The organism is Curtobacterium sp. Csp1 (assembly GCF_013347185.1).
Genome location: NZ_CP054594.1, coordinates 820,244 through 834,560 on the forward strand (window position 1 = coordinate 820,244; position 14,317 = coordinate 834,560).

The following is a 14,317-nucleotide window of genomic DNA, read 5'->3' on the forward strand; positions in this document are numbered from 1 at the left end:
CTTCCAACGACGGACGATTCCCCGTCAGCCGCTCGCGCGGCGTCCGGTGCAGGAGAACCTACGCCGCCGGACGACCGGGCTCGCACCCGGCGTCCAGGTTCGGACCGAAGGAGTCAGTCAGCGGCGGTCAGCTCAGTGGCGGTCGGCCGACCCCGCCGGACGCGAGGCCCGACGCGAGCCGCTGCGACGCCGCGCGCCGCCCGACTCCGAGCCGGCGCTGCGCCCACCGACGTACCCGCCCTCGGACGACCACACGGCGCTCGACCCGCCGCGCACGACGTCGCTCGAGGCACGACGGCCTGAGCCGCCGCGACGCTGTCCACCGGTCGCCGGGGCCGCGCTCGCCGGAGCCGCGGCGGCACCGCGACCCGAGGTCGACCGGCCGCCGCGCCCGTTGCCGGACCGGCCCGACGTGCCGGACGCACCGGTCGAGGCGGGCTGGGCCGCGCCTCCCGACCGTCCGCCGCGACCACGGCGACGACCGCCGCCCTCGCTGCCGGAGCCGGCCGACTCGGCACGCGGCGCGCGCTGGCGCTGCTGCTGCTGGACCGGCTGCTCCTCGACGTGCCGGATCGGTGCGACCTCGCCGACGAGCTCGGTCACCGCGGGGGACGTCGCCGTCACCTGCTGCGGCTTCACCGAGATCGCGGCGGCGCGCATCATCTGCGCGACGTCGCGGCGCTCGGCCGGCAGCGTCACGGTCACGACGTCACCGGAGGAGCCGGCACGCGCGGTGCGGCCCGAGCGGTGCAGGTACGCCTTGTGCTCGGTCGGCGGGTCGACGTGCACGACGAGCTCGACGTGGTCGACGTGCACGCCACGGGCGGCGACGTCGGTGGCGACGAGCACGAGCGCCTCGCCGGAGGAGAACTTCGCGAGGTTCCGCTCCCGGGCGCCCTGCGACAGGTTGCCCTGCAGGTCGACGGCCGGGATGCCCTGGCTGGTCAGCTGCTTCGCGAGGCGCTTGGCGTGGTGCTTGGTGCGCATGAAGAGGATGCGGCGACCGGTGCCCGAGGCGAGCGTGCGGACGAGGTCCTTCTTCGCGTCGGCGTCGGCGACCTCGAACAGGTGGTGGGTCATCGCCTCGACCGGGCTGGTCTCGTCGTCGACGGAGTGCATGACCGGGCTGTGCAGGAACTTCTTGACGAGCTTGTCCACGCCGTTGTCGAGCGTCGCCGAGAACAGCAGGCGCTGCCCCTGCTCCGGCGTCGCCTGCATGATCTTCGTCACGCCGGGCAGGAAGCCCATGTCGGCCATGTGGTCGGCCTCGTCGAGGACGGTGACCTCGATGCCGTCCAGGTGCACGTGGCCCTGCTGCATGAGGTCGGCGAGGCGACCCGGGCAGGCGACGACGACGTCGACGCCACCGCGGAGCGCGTCGACCTGCCGGCCCTGGCCGACACCGCCGAAGATCGTGGTGGTGTTCAGGCCCATCGCCTTCGCCAGCGGGGCGAGGGTCGCGTCGATCTGCGTCGCGAGCTCCCGCGTCGGGGCGAGCACGAGCGCACGGGGGCGACCGGCGCGACGCTTGCGGGGCGAGGCCGCCAGGCGTGCGGCGAGCGGGATCGCGAACGCGATCGTCTTGCCGGAACCGGTGCGGCCGCGGCCGAGCACGTCCTTGCCCCGCAGGGAGTCGGGGAGCGTGTCGACCTGGATCGGGAACGCCGTCTCCTTGCCCTGCTGGACGAGGACGTCGACCATCGGCGCCGGGACGCCCAGGTCGGAGAAACGGACGGAGGAGGGGGATGCGGTCATGGTGACCTTTCGGGCCGGCACGTGCCGGCCGTGGGCGCGCTCGTGGTCGGCGCGCGGGCGGGATCCCCGCATCAGCGTGGCTGACGCGGTCGCCGCAGCAGAGAGCCTGGCACCGGATGTGACGGTGCGTGATCATCGACCGGATGAGGGTCGGGAGTCCGGGGCGTCCGTACGACGCACGAGGCGATCGGCGCCTCGAGTACCCCCAGCATAGCGGGCGACCCGTGATCGCGGGGATGGCCGTTCGCCGAGCGCGTGCGATGATCCCGGAGTGCGCCCCCGCAGGACCCCGCTGACCCCGACCAAGGCCGCCGTCTCCGCGGTGGTGACTGCCGTCCTCGTCTCCCTCGGTGCGGCGGCCTGTGCGGGCGGTGGTGCCCCGACCGCGACCGCGCCCATCGGTCGGGCCCCGGCTCCCATCGGGTCCGCGGCGGTCTGGGCCTTCCCGGTGTCCGGACTGCCGGACTACCAGCTCGGCGGTCCCTACGCGCCCCCGGCCGGCGTGACGATCGTCGAGCGCGACAGCACCGCGCACCCGGCGGCCGGCACGTACTCGATCTGCTACGTGAACGGCTTCCAGACCCAGCCCGACGAGACCGACGCCTGGCTGTCCGACCACCCGGACGCGGTCCTCCGCGACGACGACGGCGAGCCCGTGTCGGACCCCGGCTGGCCGGACGAGGTGCTCCTCGACACCACCACCGCCGCGAAGCGTGCCGAGGTCGTGGGCGTCCTGCGGCGTGACGTCGCGCGGTGTGCCGACCGCGGGTTCGACGCCGTCGAGTACGACAACCTCGACTCGTGGACCCGCTCCGGGAAGCGCCTGACGCGGGCGGACAACCTCGCGCTGGCGTCGGCGCTCGTGCGGCTCGGGCACGAGCACGGCCTGGCGGTCGGGCAGAAGAACACCCCGCAGCTCGGGACGTCTGGCCGCACGGCGACGGGCTTCGACTTCGTCGTCGCCGAGGAGTGCGTCCAGTACCAGGAGTGCGGCGCGTACACGGCGGCCTACGGGGACCGCGTGCTCGACGTCGAGTACGCGGACACACTCGACCGGTCGTGGTCGTCGGTGTGCGCGATGCGCGACCGTCCGCCGATGACGATCCTGCGGGACCGCGACCTGGTCACCCCCGACGACGACGCGTACGTCTTCGAGCACTGCTGACCGCGCCGGTCCCGTCCGCTTCCGTCCCGCAAGACGCAACGTCGGCGGTTCGGCGCAGCGCGATGTCGCTGCGAGAATCCGCCGAGGTTGCGTTCCGCGGTCGGGAGTGCGGGTGACGGCCGGGAGGATCGGGGCCGGGTCGCGCGGACCGGTCGCGTCAGGCGGGCCAGGCCTCGCGCAGGGCGACTGCCGCCTGGTCGGCGGACAGGCCCGCCTCGCGCGCCGCGGCCACGAGGGCGCGTGCGGCCTCGGCGACGCTGTCCGGCACGGCCGCCGGGCGCACCACCCGGGTCCCGGCGCCGCGAGCGGTGTGCACGAGACCCGCCTCCTCGAGCATCTGGTACGCCCGGGCGACGGTCCCGGAGGCCAGCCCGAGCTCCTCGGCCAGCGCCCGGACACTCGGCAGCCGCTCGCCGTCCACCAGGTAGCCGGCCCCGATCTGGGCCGCGATCTGCGACCGCACCTGCTCGAACGGCGGCACCCGGCCGCCGGCGTCCAGGGCCACGAGTCCCGTCATGCGCTCCACCCTTGCGTCCCGTCCCTGCGTTCGGTCAGAAGTCGTACTGCTCGCCGACCGTAATCGGCACGGCGACGGTGTTCCCGGGCGGCGCGAGCGGGCACGCCCACGCCGGGTCGTACGCGCACGAGGGGTTGTACGCGAAGTTGAAGTCGAGCACGAGCTCGCCGTCGTCGCCCCCGAGGTCGGCGCCCTTGATCGTGTCGAGCAGGTACCGGCCGCCGCCGTAGGTCCCGCGCGCACGACCGGCGCTCGCGTCCTTGACCGGGACGAACACACCGCCCGCGTAGCCGCCGTGCGACCACACGTCGAGCGACCCGATGCCGGGGAGCCGGACGACGCCGAGCCGGTCGAAGTGCACCGTGCCGTCCGTCCCCGTCTCGACGTCCATCGCCAGTTCCTCGGCGGGCTCGATGCGGGCCCGGAAGCGCCACTCGGGGTCGTAGTCCGGCACGGGCAGGGCCTCGAAGTCGCGGGCGTCCTCGTCCAGCAGCGGACTCGCCGGGTGCTCGCCGAACATGGCGTCCCGGGTCTCCCGCCACATCGCGTGCGCGGTCTCCGGGTCCGAGGTGGCGCGGACCCGCCGGTAGAGGTCGAAGGTCATCCGCCGCCAGTCCACGGTGGCCAGCGTGCTGTGCACGCGGTCACGGGCCCTCGGCTCCTGCGTCTGGCTCACGGGTCGAGCGTACGCCGCGGTCCGTCGACGGTGCCAGCGCCGCGGCGACCTCGGGCGGCGATCGTCAGCGCGGGGCCCGCCAGGTCGGTGCGAGCTGTCGCATCCGGAGCGCCCGCCACTGCCAGATCACCCACATGCCCGGCCAGAGCGCGAGCCCGAGGATCGCCGGACGCATCCGGTAGGTCAGGCGGTCGAGCAGCAGGGTCCGGCCGTCGCCGAGGTCGACCGTGGCCATCCGGTGTGCCATGTCCATCCGGCCGAACAGTCCGGACACGCCGCCGCCGTTGTCCCGCTGCACCGGGACGCCCTGGACCTCGTACAGGTCGATGTCGACGTGCGTGTCCCCGCTCGGCACGACGCCGAACGCCGCGGCCGTGATCGGCTCGGCCCTGCCCGGGGTCCAGCGCTCCGGGAACCCACCAGCCGCGCGCGACCGGTAGACCAGGAACGGCTTCGTGACGGCGACCATCACCGACGGCGACAGCAGGGCGTCGCGGACGGCGTCGACCGGGGCGTCGAGGACGATGCGGAGACCGACGTGCATGCCGGTGACGGTACGCGGCGACGCTGGGACGCCGGGGTCGGGCCGGCACCGGCCTTCGGGGAGCCGGGGTCAGGCGTGTCGGGCAGCGCGGCGACGCGAGCCCTCGGCACGGTCCCGGGTGCGCAGCCGCTCGGACAGGGCGAGGCGCACGGTCGGCCACTCGGCCGCGGTGATCGAGAACACCACGGTGTCGCGGAGCGTGCCGTCGCGACCGATCGAGTGGCTGCGGAGGACGCCGTCCTGCTTCGCTCCGAGCGAGGCGATCGCCGCGCGTGACTGGTGGTTGTGCCAGTGCGTGCGGAACTCCACCGCGATGCACTGCCAGGCGTCGAACGCGTGCGAGAGCAGGAGTAGCTTCGCCTCGGTGTTGATCCCGGTGCGCTGGGCCGCCCGGGCCAGGAACGTGTGGCCGATCTCGACCCGGCGGTTCACGGTGTCGACGTTCATGAAGGTCGTCGCCCCGACCACGCGCCCGGTCGGCCGGTCCCGCACGGCGAAGGGCAGCATCCGCCCCGCGGCGTGCTCGGCGAGACGACGCTCGATCTCGGCGTCGACCGCGTCGGGGGCGGGCACCGACGTGTACCAGGTGCGCCAGAGGTCGCCGTCCGAGACCGCCGTCCGCAGGTCCTCCGCGTGCTCGGCCTCGAGGGGCTCGAGGGTGACGCGGTCGCCTTGCAGGGTGGGGACGGTGGCGATCTCCATGGTCACCGATCCTACGGTCGGGCGATGGGTGCCGAGGCTGCTCGACCGCACCTGTGGAGACCGGGCCTGTGGGAACGGACAGCCGGACCGCGGCCGCTATCGTGTCGCGGGTGGCAGCACGCATGCAGGAGCAGTACCAGGTCCGGTTCGCGTGGGGGACGCCCGGCGCCGAGCGCATCGCCCGGGACGCGCACCTCGTCGTCTGGGTGGACGTCCTCCCGGACCGCCGCGGCACCGCACCCGTCGACCGGCTGCGCGCCCTGCGCGCCGCGGTGACGGGCGTGCCGGACGGCCCAGAGGTCGTGCTCGGCCACCTCGGCGACGCGACCGCCGTCGCGGAACGCGTGACGCGCCTCCAGGCCGAGCGTGGTGACCGGTGCGTGGTCGCGATCGTCGCCGCCGGGCGCACGCACGCGCATCCCGACGCCGCCGACGACGCGGGCGAGACGGCGGACCGCGCTGATGCACCCGACCAGGCCGTCGAGGACCTGCTGGCCGCCGGTGCCGTGGTCGACGCCCTCGTCGCGGTCGGCATCGACCACACCTCACCGGAGGCCGCCGCCGCGTGTGCCGCGTTCACGGGACTGCGCCGAGCGGTCCGGCACCTCGTCAGCGCGGCCGAGGGGGCCGCGGTCCTGGACCCGGAGGACGTGCGGACGGCGCTCGCCGCCGGGCCGGACCTCGTCACGCTGCGACCGGCCGCGCAGCGGGAATCGGGTCCGCGCGCGTAGCGTTCCCGATCGCAGGCGTCGACCGGGCGCCGTGAGTGGAGGAGCACGTCATGAAGGCAGTCGTCGGCGACACCGTGATCGCGGAGGCCCCGCAGGAGGACCTCATCCAGATCGAGGGGAACTGGTACTTCCCGCCGTCGAGCGTGAAGCCCGAGTTCTTCAGCGAGAGCGACACCCAGTACCACTGCCCGTGGAAGGGCGACACGCAGTACTACACGGTCACCGTGGACGGGCAGCCGCTCCCGGACCGGGCCTGGTCGTACCCGACGCCGATCCCGTCGTCCTTCGACCGCGTCGGCAAGGACTACTCCGGGTACTACGCGTTCTGGAAGGACGTCCGCGTCGTCGACTGACGCCACTGCCGACCCGCTGGTCGCGCTCAGCCGGTGACGGTGAGCGCGACCAGTGTCACGTTCAGGGCCACGATCACGAGCGCGATGACCGCCGCGACGACGCGGGTCGCCACGGCGTTGACGTCGGCCCCCATGACGCTCCGCCGCGAGGTGTAGACGACCAGGGGCACGATCGCGAACGCGATGCCGAAGCTCAGGACGACCTGGCTCACCACGAGCAGCATCGTCGGGTCCACCCCCGCCGCGAGCAGGACGAGCGCGGGCACCAGCGTCACGAGCCGACGGACCAGGAGCGGCACGCGGACGTGCAGCAGTCCGTGCATGATCTCGGCACCGGCCATGCAGCCGACCGAGGTCGAGGCCAACCCGGACGCCAGGAGTCCGACCGCGAACAGCACGCCGACGACCGGACCGACGTTCGTCTCGATCGCCCGCTGTGCACCGGGGATGGTGTCGGTGCCGGCGACCCCCGGCAGCGTCGCCGCGGCGAGGACGAGCATGCAGATGTTCACGCCGCCGGCCACCACGAGCGCGAGGGCGACGTCCCACCGCGTCGCGACGAGCACCCGGCGACGCTCGGGTCCGGCCGGGACGTCGCCGTGGCGGTCCCGGGCGAGGGCCGAGTGCAGGTACACGGCGTGCGGCATCACGGTCGCGCCGAGCATCGACGCCGCGAGCAGCACCGAGCCGGAGCCCTCGAAGCGCGGGACGAGCCCGCCGAGCAGCTCCGTCGGGGACACCGGCGCGACGAGCAGCCCGGCGCAGAAGCCGACCGTCAGGATCGCGAGCATCGTCGTGACGACGGCCTCGAAGGTGCGGGTGCCGCGGCGGCTGTGCAGCGTCAGGATGAGCATCGACACGATCCCGGTGACGAGCCCGCCGGCGACGAGCGGCAGCCCGAAGAGCAGGTGCAGGGCGAGTGCCCCACCGATCACCTCGGCCACGTCGGTCGCGGCGGCGACGACCTCGGCCTGGGCCCAGAACAGCAGCCGAGGGGTGCGGCGCATCCGGAGGCCCAGGTGCTCCGGGAGGGATCGCCCGGTCACGACGCCGAGCTTCGCGGACAGGTACTGCACGACGACGGCACTCGCGTTCGCGGCGACGAGCACCCAGAGCAGCAGGTAGCCGTACTGCGCCCCGGCCGTGAGGTTCGCTGCGACGTTGCCGGGGTCGACGTAGGCGATGGCGGCGACGAACGCGGGGCCGAGCAGCGTCAGGCCGGCGGCGCGCTTCGCGGGCGTGCGCTCAGCGGCACGCGGCGGGGTCGAGACGTCGGACATGCCCCCAGCATGCCAGAGGATTCGGCATGCCGAATCTTTTTGTTCGGACTGCGTTCTGGTGGCTCGGGCCGGGTCAGGCCGCCGCGCGCCGTGCCCGGTGCGCCCGCACCTTCGCCCGGTTGCCGCACCGCTGCATCGAGCACCAGCGCCGGGTCCCGCCGCGCGAGGAGTCGTAGAAGACCAGGCCGCAGTCGTCGGCCGAGCACCGGCTCAGCCGGGTGGCCTGCCCGTCCGCCGCGAGGTCGTCGAAGCCCACCTCGGTGAACAGGGCGACCGCGTCCCGCGCGACGCTCGACAGCGCCTGCGCCAGTCGGACCCGGTTCGCGCCGGCGCGACGACGCCCGCCGGGCAGGCTCGGCGGCACGTCGGGCAGCGCGGCGAACAGGTTCACGGTGTCGATGTCGTCCGGGGCCGGACGGGTCCGACCGGTGCCCGCGCGGAGGCCGGCGCCGATCGCGGTCCGCTCGGCGGCGGTGGACGCGGGGGCCGGAGCGGCGGCGACCGCGAGGCGGCCGATCGCGGCCCGGAGTGCCCGGGCGTCCTGCAGCTCCCGCGCGGTCGCGCCGACGTCGATCGGCTCGGTGTGGTCGCCGAGCCACTCGTCCAGGTCGGCCGGGGTCACGAGCAGCTCGCCGAGCCGGGCACGGGGGCGCCGGGCGTCGGGGTCGTCCGCGAAGCCGCCGGTGTGCGCGAAGTCCAGGGCGATCCGTCCGGCGTCGAAGAACCACGACGACCCGCTGTCCGTCCGGATGTGCTGCCCCGTGTGCATCCGTCCAGGCTAACGGCTCCCCGGCGCGCCTCCACCGGTGGACCCGATCATGCGGTAGCCGCGCGGCGCTCCCAGGTGATGAGGTTCCGCGGGTCGAACCGCCGGGAGCACGTCGCGCACGCGAGCGGCCGGGTGGGGGTGCGGTACCGGAAGTGTTCGTGCCCGGCGGGGCAGGTGCCGACCCACGGCGCGAGTTCCGAGGCCACGGGCCCGGCGTACAGCCGCGATCCGGTGTACCCGATGCCGGCGGCCGTCCGGCGCCAGGTGGGGCCGTGCCCGGCCCGGGGTCCCGCCAGGGCGTGCGCGACCTCGTGGAGCAGGACCTGCTCGACGTCGGCGTCCGACGCCCGCGCGGCGATGTGCCGGCTCACGGTGATGCGGTGCCGGCCGAAGTCGCACTGTCCGGCCCGGGTCTTCGCGTGGTCGAACGCGAACGTCCACGTGCCGTGCCCGAGGTGGGCGGCGATGAGCTCCTCCGCTCGCCGTCGGACGACGTCGGGCGCGGTCACCGCAGGTCGTCGCCGCGGTCGTCCCGCGGTGCCTGGCCCTTCTGCGCGGCCTTCGCGGCGATCCGGCCCCAGATGTCGTCGGCGTCGGTCCGGGCGGCGTCGGGAGCGCCGAGCACCCGGCGGCGCACCGGGGGAACCTGCTTCACGGGCTCGGCGACGCGCGTGGTGGGCGTCTCGTCCTCGGCCCGGCGTGCGGCGACCTCGCGGGCCGTGCGGGGCTGCTCCGTCTGCTCACGCGGCTGCGCGGCGACCGCGCGGAGCGCCGCCTCGATCGCCGTCTGCAGGGCGTCGGTGCGCTCGGACGGGGCACCGGCCTGCCGGAACGCCTGGTACGCCCGGGACAGTGCGGACCGGGCCTCGTCGAACCGCGAGAGCTCGAACAGCGACCAGCCCTCGAGCTCGGCGGCGGCGCCCTCGAGCTCCGGCCACTCCTCGGTCCTGGCGGTGTCCCGGGCCATGGCGGCCTCGGACGCGGCACGCTCGTACCGCCCGAGGTCGTGCAGCACGTGGGCGCGACGGATCCGCGAGGCGACCTTGTCGGACCGCTCCCCGGTGAACATCGTCAGCCGGAAGACCTCCTCCGCGACCACGAGGGACTCGTCGAGCCGCCCGAGCAGCCGGAGGAGCTCGGCACGCTCGGCGAGCGCCTCGGTGCTGCGGCTCTGCCCGAGGTCACGCAGGCGCTGCTGCACGGCCTCGGCGTCGACGGCGGGGCGCAGGCTGATCGGCGCGAAGGTGCTCCCCGGGCTGACACCGGCGGTCACCGGAGCGGCATGGCGGGGCTCCCGGGCGCTGTCGGCGCGGTCGGGCTGCTGGCGGTCGTCGGGCGGGAGGGACATCGGTTCGAGGGTAGCCGCGGCACCCCCTGAGCGGGCGGTGCCACGCGCACGGGGGGCACGAGACACGACGACGGCCCGCCCTGCGGGTGCAGGACGGGCCGTCGGTCCGGAGACCAGGGAAGCTCAGCCACCCATCACCGAGGCACCGGCGACGACGGAGTACGTGACGACGAAGGCGAACACGCCGACGACGGCGATCACGAGGGCGAGCACACCCCAGACGCGGCCACGCCCGGTCGCCATCGCGACGATCGCCTGGATGATCGCCCACAGACCGAGCACGGTGCCGAGGACGAACAGGAGCGCCGCCGCGATGATGCTCGCGTTGCCCTGCAGGTCGCGGAACGCGTCGGGGCCGAGCGCGTTGGCGTCGCCGCCGTTCCGCAGGACCTCCTCGAAGGCCTGGCTGGTCGCGATGGCGGACCCGAACAGGAACCCACCGATCACGCCGACGACGAGTGCGACGATCGCGACCACGAACGCGACGACGCCGGCGGTCTTCTTCTTGCGCTTCGGCTCGTCGTAGGACTGCCACGCCGGGGCGTTCGCGCTCGTCGGTGCGGCCGCGGCGGCGTAGGGCTGGTGCGACCCGTGCTGCTCGCCCCACGTGGGGGAGTCGGCCGGGCGGCCGTCACGGTCGCCGTGCTGCTCGCCCCATCGCGGCGCATCGGACCGCTCGCCGTACCGCGGAGCGTCCGCTCGCTCGTCGCTGCGCTGCCCGTACCGCGGGGCGTCGTCGCGCTCGCCGTGGCGGGGCAGGTCCCCGGCGCGGTCGGCCGACCCGTGCTGCGGTGCCTCGCCCCAGCTCGGTGCGCGGCCGTCACCCGTCCGGTCCTCGTTGCTCCGGTCGTCGTTCGTCATCAGGGGACTCCCTTGCTCGGTCGCGCTGCTGCGCGGTCGTGTCCCCCATCCTGGCAGCCGACGTCCGCCCGCGACCGGATCCGCCCGACCGGACGCGCGGACCGTGTCCCCCGGGTGGACCGGCCGGTACCGGTCGCGCGCGTGCGGCTCGCGCGTCATCGCGGACGTCGTACGACAGCGGCGGTGACGCACGACAGCGGCACCCGCTGCACCGCCACCCGCCGCAGCGGCATCCGCCGCCCCGGCCTGGAGGATCGTGGCCGCGCCCGCCCCGCCCCGCGCGCCCGCCCGGCGTCAGCCCCCGAACACGCTCCGGTTCGGCTCCGGCGACGCCACCGCCGTCTGGTCCGTGACGACCGGCGCCCCCGCCGTGAACGCCCGGAGCTCGGCCCCGTGCACGACCTTCGACGGCAGCGGGTCGGACGAGTAGAGGCGGGGCATGTCGGCCACGGGCAGGTCGGACGGCGACCCGAGCAGCACGATGTTCCCGAACCGCCGGCCCTTGAGCATCCCGGTGTCCGCGACGGCCGCCACCGAGGGCAGCACCGCCTGCAGGGTCGCCGCCTGCCCCCGGGCGAAGGCCAGCCCGGCGCCGTCCGCGACGTTCACCGCGACGATCCCGATGGGCGACAGGAACTCGGCGACCGACCGGTAGAACTCGACGCTCGTCACGTGCGCCGGGATCCGCGAGCCGCCGAAGACGTCGACGACCGCGAGGTCCACGGTGCCGCGGAGCCCGGCGGGCAGCTTGCCGAGGACCTCGCGGGCGTCGCCGTACCGGACCCGGATCGACGCCCCTCGGGGGAACGGCAGGGCCTCGCGGACGTGGTCCACCAGGTCCCGCTCGAGCTCGACGACCTGCTGCCGGGACCCCGGCCGGGTCACCGCGACGTACCGGGGGAGCGTCAGGGCGCCCGCGCCGAGGTGCAGCGCCGTGATCGGCCCACCGGGGAGCAGGTCGATCGCGTGCCCGATCCGCCGGATGTACTCGAAGGCCAGGTGCGTCGGGTCCTCGAGGTCGACGTGCGACTGCGGCGTCCCGTCGACGACGAGCGTGAAGGACCCCGGGCGGTGCCGGTCCGGCTCGACCGAGGCCCACCCAGCACCGATCCGGAACCCGTCGAACGCATCTGCCATGCCCCCATGGAACACCACCGCCGACCCCCACCCGGACCACCACCCACGGGTGGTGTGCCCGACGCCGTGCGCTCGCGAGGCTGGTGTCACCGGTCGGGGACCCCCGCCGGTCGACCACCGGAAGGGGACACCGTGTCCGTCCAGCTCCTCGCGAACATCGTCATCGGCCTCGCCCTCGTCGGGTTCCTCGCCTACCGCCAGGCCACCTGGCAGTACCTCGACCCTGCCCGGGTCTGGCGGACGCCGCTCGTCCTCGGCGTCGTCGGGATCGTGGTGCTCGCGCAGTCCGCCGCCGCGGTGACGACGCTCGACGTGCTGTTCCTGGGCATCGAGGCTCTCGTGAGCGTCGCCGCCGGTCTGGCGATGGGCGGCATGACGCGCTTCCGGACCGCCGGGGCGCCCGACGACGAGGGTCGCACCCTGCAGGCCCGCACGGGCTGGGCCGGGGCAGGGCTCTGGCTGCTGCTCATCGTCGTCCGGGTCGGTCTCGACGTGCTCGGCGGCCACCTCGGCGCGCACCTGCTGACCTCCACGGGTGCGATCCTCCTGGTCCTCGCGCTCAACCGGGCCGCCCGTGCCCTGGTCGTCGATCAGCGGATCCCGCGTGCCGCCCGCGGCATGATGGTCCGGTGACCGCCGGACCCGGACCCTCGAGGACCGCCGCCCGGACCGACCCCGTGCGGGGCCGGTCCGGCTCCGCGCTCACCCGCGTCCTCAACCTGTCCGGCATCGTGGTCGTCGGGTACTGGTTCGTCCGCGCCGTGCTCGACGACGGAGCCGCCGCGTGGGTGTGGACCCTCGGGGTGGTGGCGCTCGCCGCGTGGCTGCTGCGGGTCGTCGCCCGGACCGAGCGGGTGCTCCTCGTGGCGACCTGGGTCATGGTCGTCGCCGGCTCCGCGGTCGTCGTCCCCTCGCGCACCGTGATGGTCGCGATCCCGCTGGTGGCCGTCGTCGTGATCGGCGCGAGCCGCCTGCAGCCGGTGTGGGCCGGTCCGCTCGCGGCGGTCGTCGCCGTGGTCCTCGTCGCGGGGACCGCCGCGGCACTCGCCGCCCCGGTCTCGGTCGTCCTCGGCACCGGCGCGGGCGTGCTGCTCGCCGCCGTGGTCGGCTTCAGCCGCCGGCAGCTCCGGATCGCCGAGGAGCGCACCCGTCAAGCCGAGGCCGAGCAGCAGCGCGCCCAGCTCCTGGCGGACCGGGCGCGCACCGCGCGGGACGTGCACGACGTGCTCGCGCACTCCCTCGGCGGGCTCGTGCTCCAGCTCGACGCGGTGGAGGCCCTGCTCGAGGCCGGCCGCGTCGACGAGGCCACCCGCCGCGCCGGAGCCGCCCGCGCCCTCGCCGCGAGCGGACTCGCCGAGGCGCGGCGGGCCGTGCACGCGCTGCGCGACGACACCGTCCCGCCCGCCCCGGAGCAGCCGACGGATCTGTCCGCGCTGGTCGCGGCGCACCGCTCCTTCGGCGGGACCCTCACCACGCACGGCGACCAGGCGCTCACCGCCGTCGACGCGGCCCACCGGCACGTCGTGGTCGCGGCCGTCCGGGAGGCACTGAGCAACGCCCGCAGGCACGCCCCCGGTCGTCCCGTGGTGCTGTCGGTCGACCGGGACGGCTCCGCCGTGCGGGTGACCGTGACGAACCCCCTCGACCCCGCCGGTGGAGCGGGTGGTCCCGGCGACGGGCACGGGCTCGCCGGGATGCGGGAGCGCTTCGCCGAACTCGGCGACGACTCGGGGGTCGAGGCCGGTACGGCTGGTCCCGAGTTCGTCGTCGCGATGCGGGTGCCGGCGGTGACCGCGTGACGATCCGGGTGCTCGTGGTGGACGACCAGGCGATCGTGCGGGACGGGCTGGTGACGGTGCTGTCGCTCGTCCCCGACCTGCAGGTGGTGGGCGAGGCGGCGGACGGCGCCGAGGCGATCGCGATGGTCGCGGCCGACCCGCCGGACGTCGTGCTCATGGACCTGCGGATGCCCGGGACGGACGGCCCGACCGCGACGGCGTCGATCGCCCGGTCGCACCCGGGCGTCGCGGTGCTCGTCCTGACCACCTACGCCGACGACGACTCCATCGTCGGCGCGCTCCGCGCCGGTGCGCGCGGGTACCTGACGAAGGACGCCGGGCGCGCGGAGCTCGCGACGGCGATCCGGGCGGTCGCGACCGGGCAGGCCACCTTCGACGCCGAGGTCGGCGCGCGCCTCGTCGCCCAGCTCGCCGCCCTGTCCCCGACCGCCCCGTCCCCGACCGCGCCGACCCCGCTGCGGGACCGCTTCCCGGAGCTGACCCCGCGCGAGGCCGACGTGCTCGAGCGCATCGCGGCCGGTCGGACGAACCCGGAGATCGCCGCCGAGCTGTTCCTGACCGTCCCCACCGTGAAGTCCTACGTCAACCAGGTCTTCGCGAAGCTCGGCGTCCGCACCCGCGCGGAGGCCGTCGCCCTCGTCCTGCGCTGACCCCGGCGCGACGCCACGGCCGACCCAGCC

17 protein-coding genes are annotated in these 14,317 nt (G+C 75.0%); 6 read left to right on the forward strand and 11 right to left on the reverse strand.

Annotated elements, in window-relative coordinates; genetic code table 11:
* Positions 1-132 precede the first annotated feature (132 nt).
* A complete protein-coding gene (locus HUN58_RS04080; protein ID WP_180225969.1) occupies positions 133-1,755 on the reverse strand; it encodes a DEAD/DEAH box helicase in 1,623 nt (540 codons plus the stop codon).
* Between the two features lie 271 nt (positions 1,756-2,026).
* Between HUN58_RS04080 and HUN58_RS04085 the strand changes: the two genes are divergently transcribed.
* Complete coding sequence (locus HUN58_RS04085) at positions 2,027-2,920, forward strand: endo alpha-1,4 polygalactosaminidase (RefSeq protein WP_180225970.1); 894 nt, start codon at positions 2,027-2,029, stop codon at positions 2,918-2,920.
* 157 nt (positions 2,921-3,077) lie between these two features.
* Here HUN58_RS04085 and HUN58_RS04090 read toward each other — a convergent pair whose 3' ends face one another.
* The 4 genes from HUN58_RS04090 to HUN58_RS04105 all read right to left on the reverse strand — a co-directional run bounded on the left by HUN58_RS04090 (position 3,078) and on the right by HUN58_RS04105 (position 5,359).
* Complete coding sequence (locus HUN58_RS04090; protein ID WP_229666987.1) at positions 3,078-3,437, reverse strand: GntR family transcriptional regulator; 360 nt, start codon at positions 3,435-3,437, stop codon at positions 3,078-3,080.
* 34 nt (positions 3,438-3,471) lie between these two features.
* Complete coding sequence (locus HUN58_RS04095) at positions 3,472-4,041, reverse strand: DUF1684 domain-containing protein (RefSeq protein WP_180226093.1); 570 nt, start codon at positions 4,039-4,041, stop codon at positions 3,472-3,474.
* 136 nt (positions 4,042-4,177) lie between these two features.
* On the reverse strand, positions 4,178-4,657 hold the full coding sequence (locus HUN58_RS04100) for a hypothetical protein (RefSeq protein WP_058742811.1): 480 nt from the start codon (positions 4,655-4,657) through the stop codon (positions 4,178-4,180).
* Positions 4,658-4,726: 69 nt separating this feature from the next.
* Positions 4,727-5,359, reverse strand: a complete 633-nt coding sequence (locus HUN58_RS04105; protein WP_180225971.1) for a GNAT family N-acetyltransferase — start codon at positions 5,357-5,359, stop codon at positions 4,727-4,729.
* Positions 5,360-5,469: 110 nt separating this feature from the next.
* On the opposite strand from HUN58_RS04105, the gene HUN58_RS04110 reads away from it, so the two are divergent.
* Both HUN58_RS04110 and HUN58_RS04115 read left to right on the forward strand, forming a co-directional pair.
* Positions 5,470-6,090, forward strand: coding sequence for a hypothetical protein (locus HUN58_RS04110; RefSeq protein ID WP_175326882.1), 621 nt, complete (start codon positions 5,470-5,472; stop codon positions 6,088-6,090).
* Between the two features lie 50 nt (positions 6,091-6,140).
* Positions 6,141-6,443, forward strand: a complete 303-nt coding sequence (locus HUN58_RS04115) for a DUF427 domain-containing protein (protein WP_058742825.1) — start codon at positions 6,141-6,143, stop codon at positions 6,441-6,443.
* 26 nt (positions 6,444-6,469) lie between these two features.
* Here the strand turns inward: HUN58_RS04115 and HUN58_RS04120 are convergent, their stop codons facing one another.
* From HUN58_RS04120 to HUN58_RS04145, 6 genes are all read right to left on the reverse strand, one after another.
* The gene (locus HUN58_RS04120) at positions 6,470-7,723 is read right to left on the reverse strand and encodes an Nramp family divalent metal transporter (RefSeq protein ID WP_180225972.1); all 1,254 of its coding nucleotides are present in this window, start codon (positions 7,721-7,723) and stop codon (positions 6,470-6,472) included.
* A gap of 73 nt (positions 7,724-7,796) precedes the next feature.
* Positions 7,797-8,492 (reverse strand): CGNR zinc finger domain-containing protein, encoded by a 696-nt coding sequence (locus HUN58_RS04125; RefSeq protein WP_058742815.1) that lies wholly within the window; start codon positions 8,490-8,492, stop codon positions 7,797-7,799.
* Positions 8,493-8,539: 47 nt separating this feature from the next.
* Positions 8,540-9,001, reverse strand: coding sequence for a SprT-like domain-containing protein (locus HUN58_RS04130; RefSeq protein ID WP_180225973.1), 462 nt, complete (start codon positions 8,999-9,001; stop codon positions 8,540-8,542).
* On the reverse strand, positions 8,998-9,840 hold the full coding sequence (locus tag HUN58_RS04135) for a hypothetical protein (protein ID WP_058742817.1): 843 nt from the start codon (positions 9,838-9,840) through the stop codon (positions 8,998-9,000). The genes HUN58_RS04130 and HUN58_RS04135 overlap by 4 nt, the downstream gene beginning before the upstream one ends.
* 123 nt (positions 9,841-9,963) lie before the next feature.
* On the reverse strand, positions 9,964-10,701 hold the full coding sequence (locus HUN58_RS04140; RefSeq protein ID WP_141859341.1) for a hypothetical protein: 738 nt from the start codon (positions 10,699-10,701) through the stop codon (positions 9,964-9,966).
* Positions 10,702-10,995: 294 nt separating this feature from the next.
* Entirely contained in the window at positions 10,996-11,838 is an 843-nt protein-coding gene (locus HUN58_RS04145; protein ID WP_180225550.1) for a spermidine synthase, read from the reverse strand.
* A gap of 132 nt (positions 11,839-11,970) precedes the next feature.
* Between HUN58_RS04145 and HUN58_RS04150 the strand changes: the two genes are divergently transcribed.
* From HUN58_RS04150 to HUN58_RS04160, 3 genes are read left to right on the forward strand one after another with little or no spacing between them, the layout of a single operon-like run.
* Positions 11,971-12,471 carry a hypothetical protein gene (locus tag HUN58_RS04150; protein WP_114849334.1) on the forward strand — a complete coding sequence of 167 codons (501 nt, stop codon included), beginning with the start codon at positions 11,971-11,973 and terminating at the stop codon, positions 12,469-12,471.
* On the forward strand, positions 12,468-13,637 hold the full coding sequence (locus HUN58_RS04155; protein WP_180225551.1) for a sensor histidine kinase: 1,170 nt from the start codon (positions 12,468-12,470) through the stop codon (positions 13,635-13,637). The genes HUN58_RS04150 and HUN58_RS04155 overlap by 4 nt, the downstream gene beginning before the upstream one ends.
* The gene (locus HUN58_RS04160; RefSeq protein WP_141859335.1) at positions 13,634-14,287 is read left to right on the forward strand and encodes a response regulator transcription factor; all 654 of its coding nucleotides are present in this window, start codon (positions 13,634-13,636) and stop codon (positions 14,285-14,287) included. Before HUN58_RS04155 ends, HUN58_RS04160 begins: the two co-directional genes overlap by 4 nt.
* Positions 14,288-14,317: the final 30 nt, after the last annotated feature.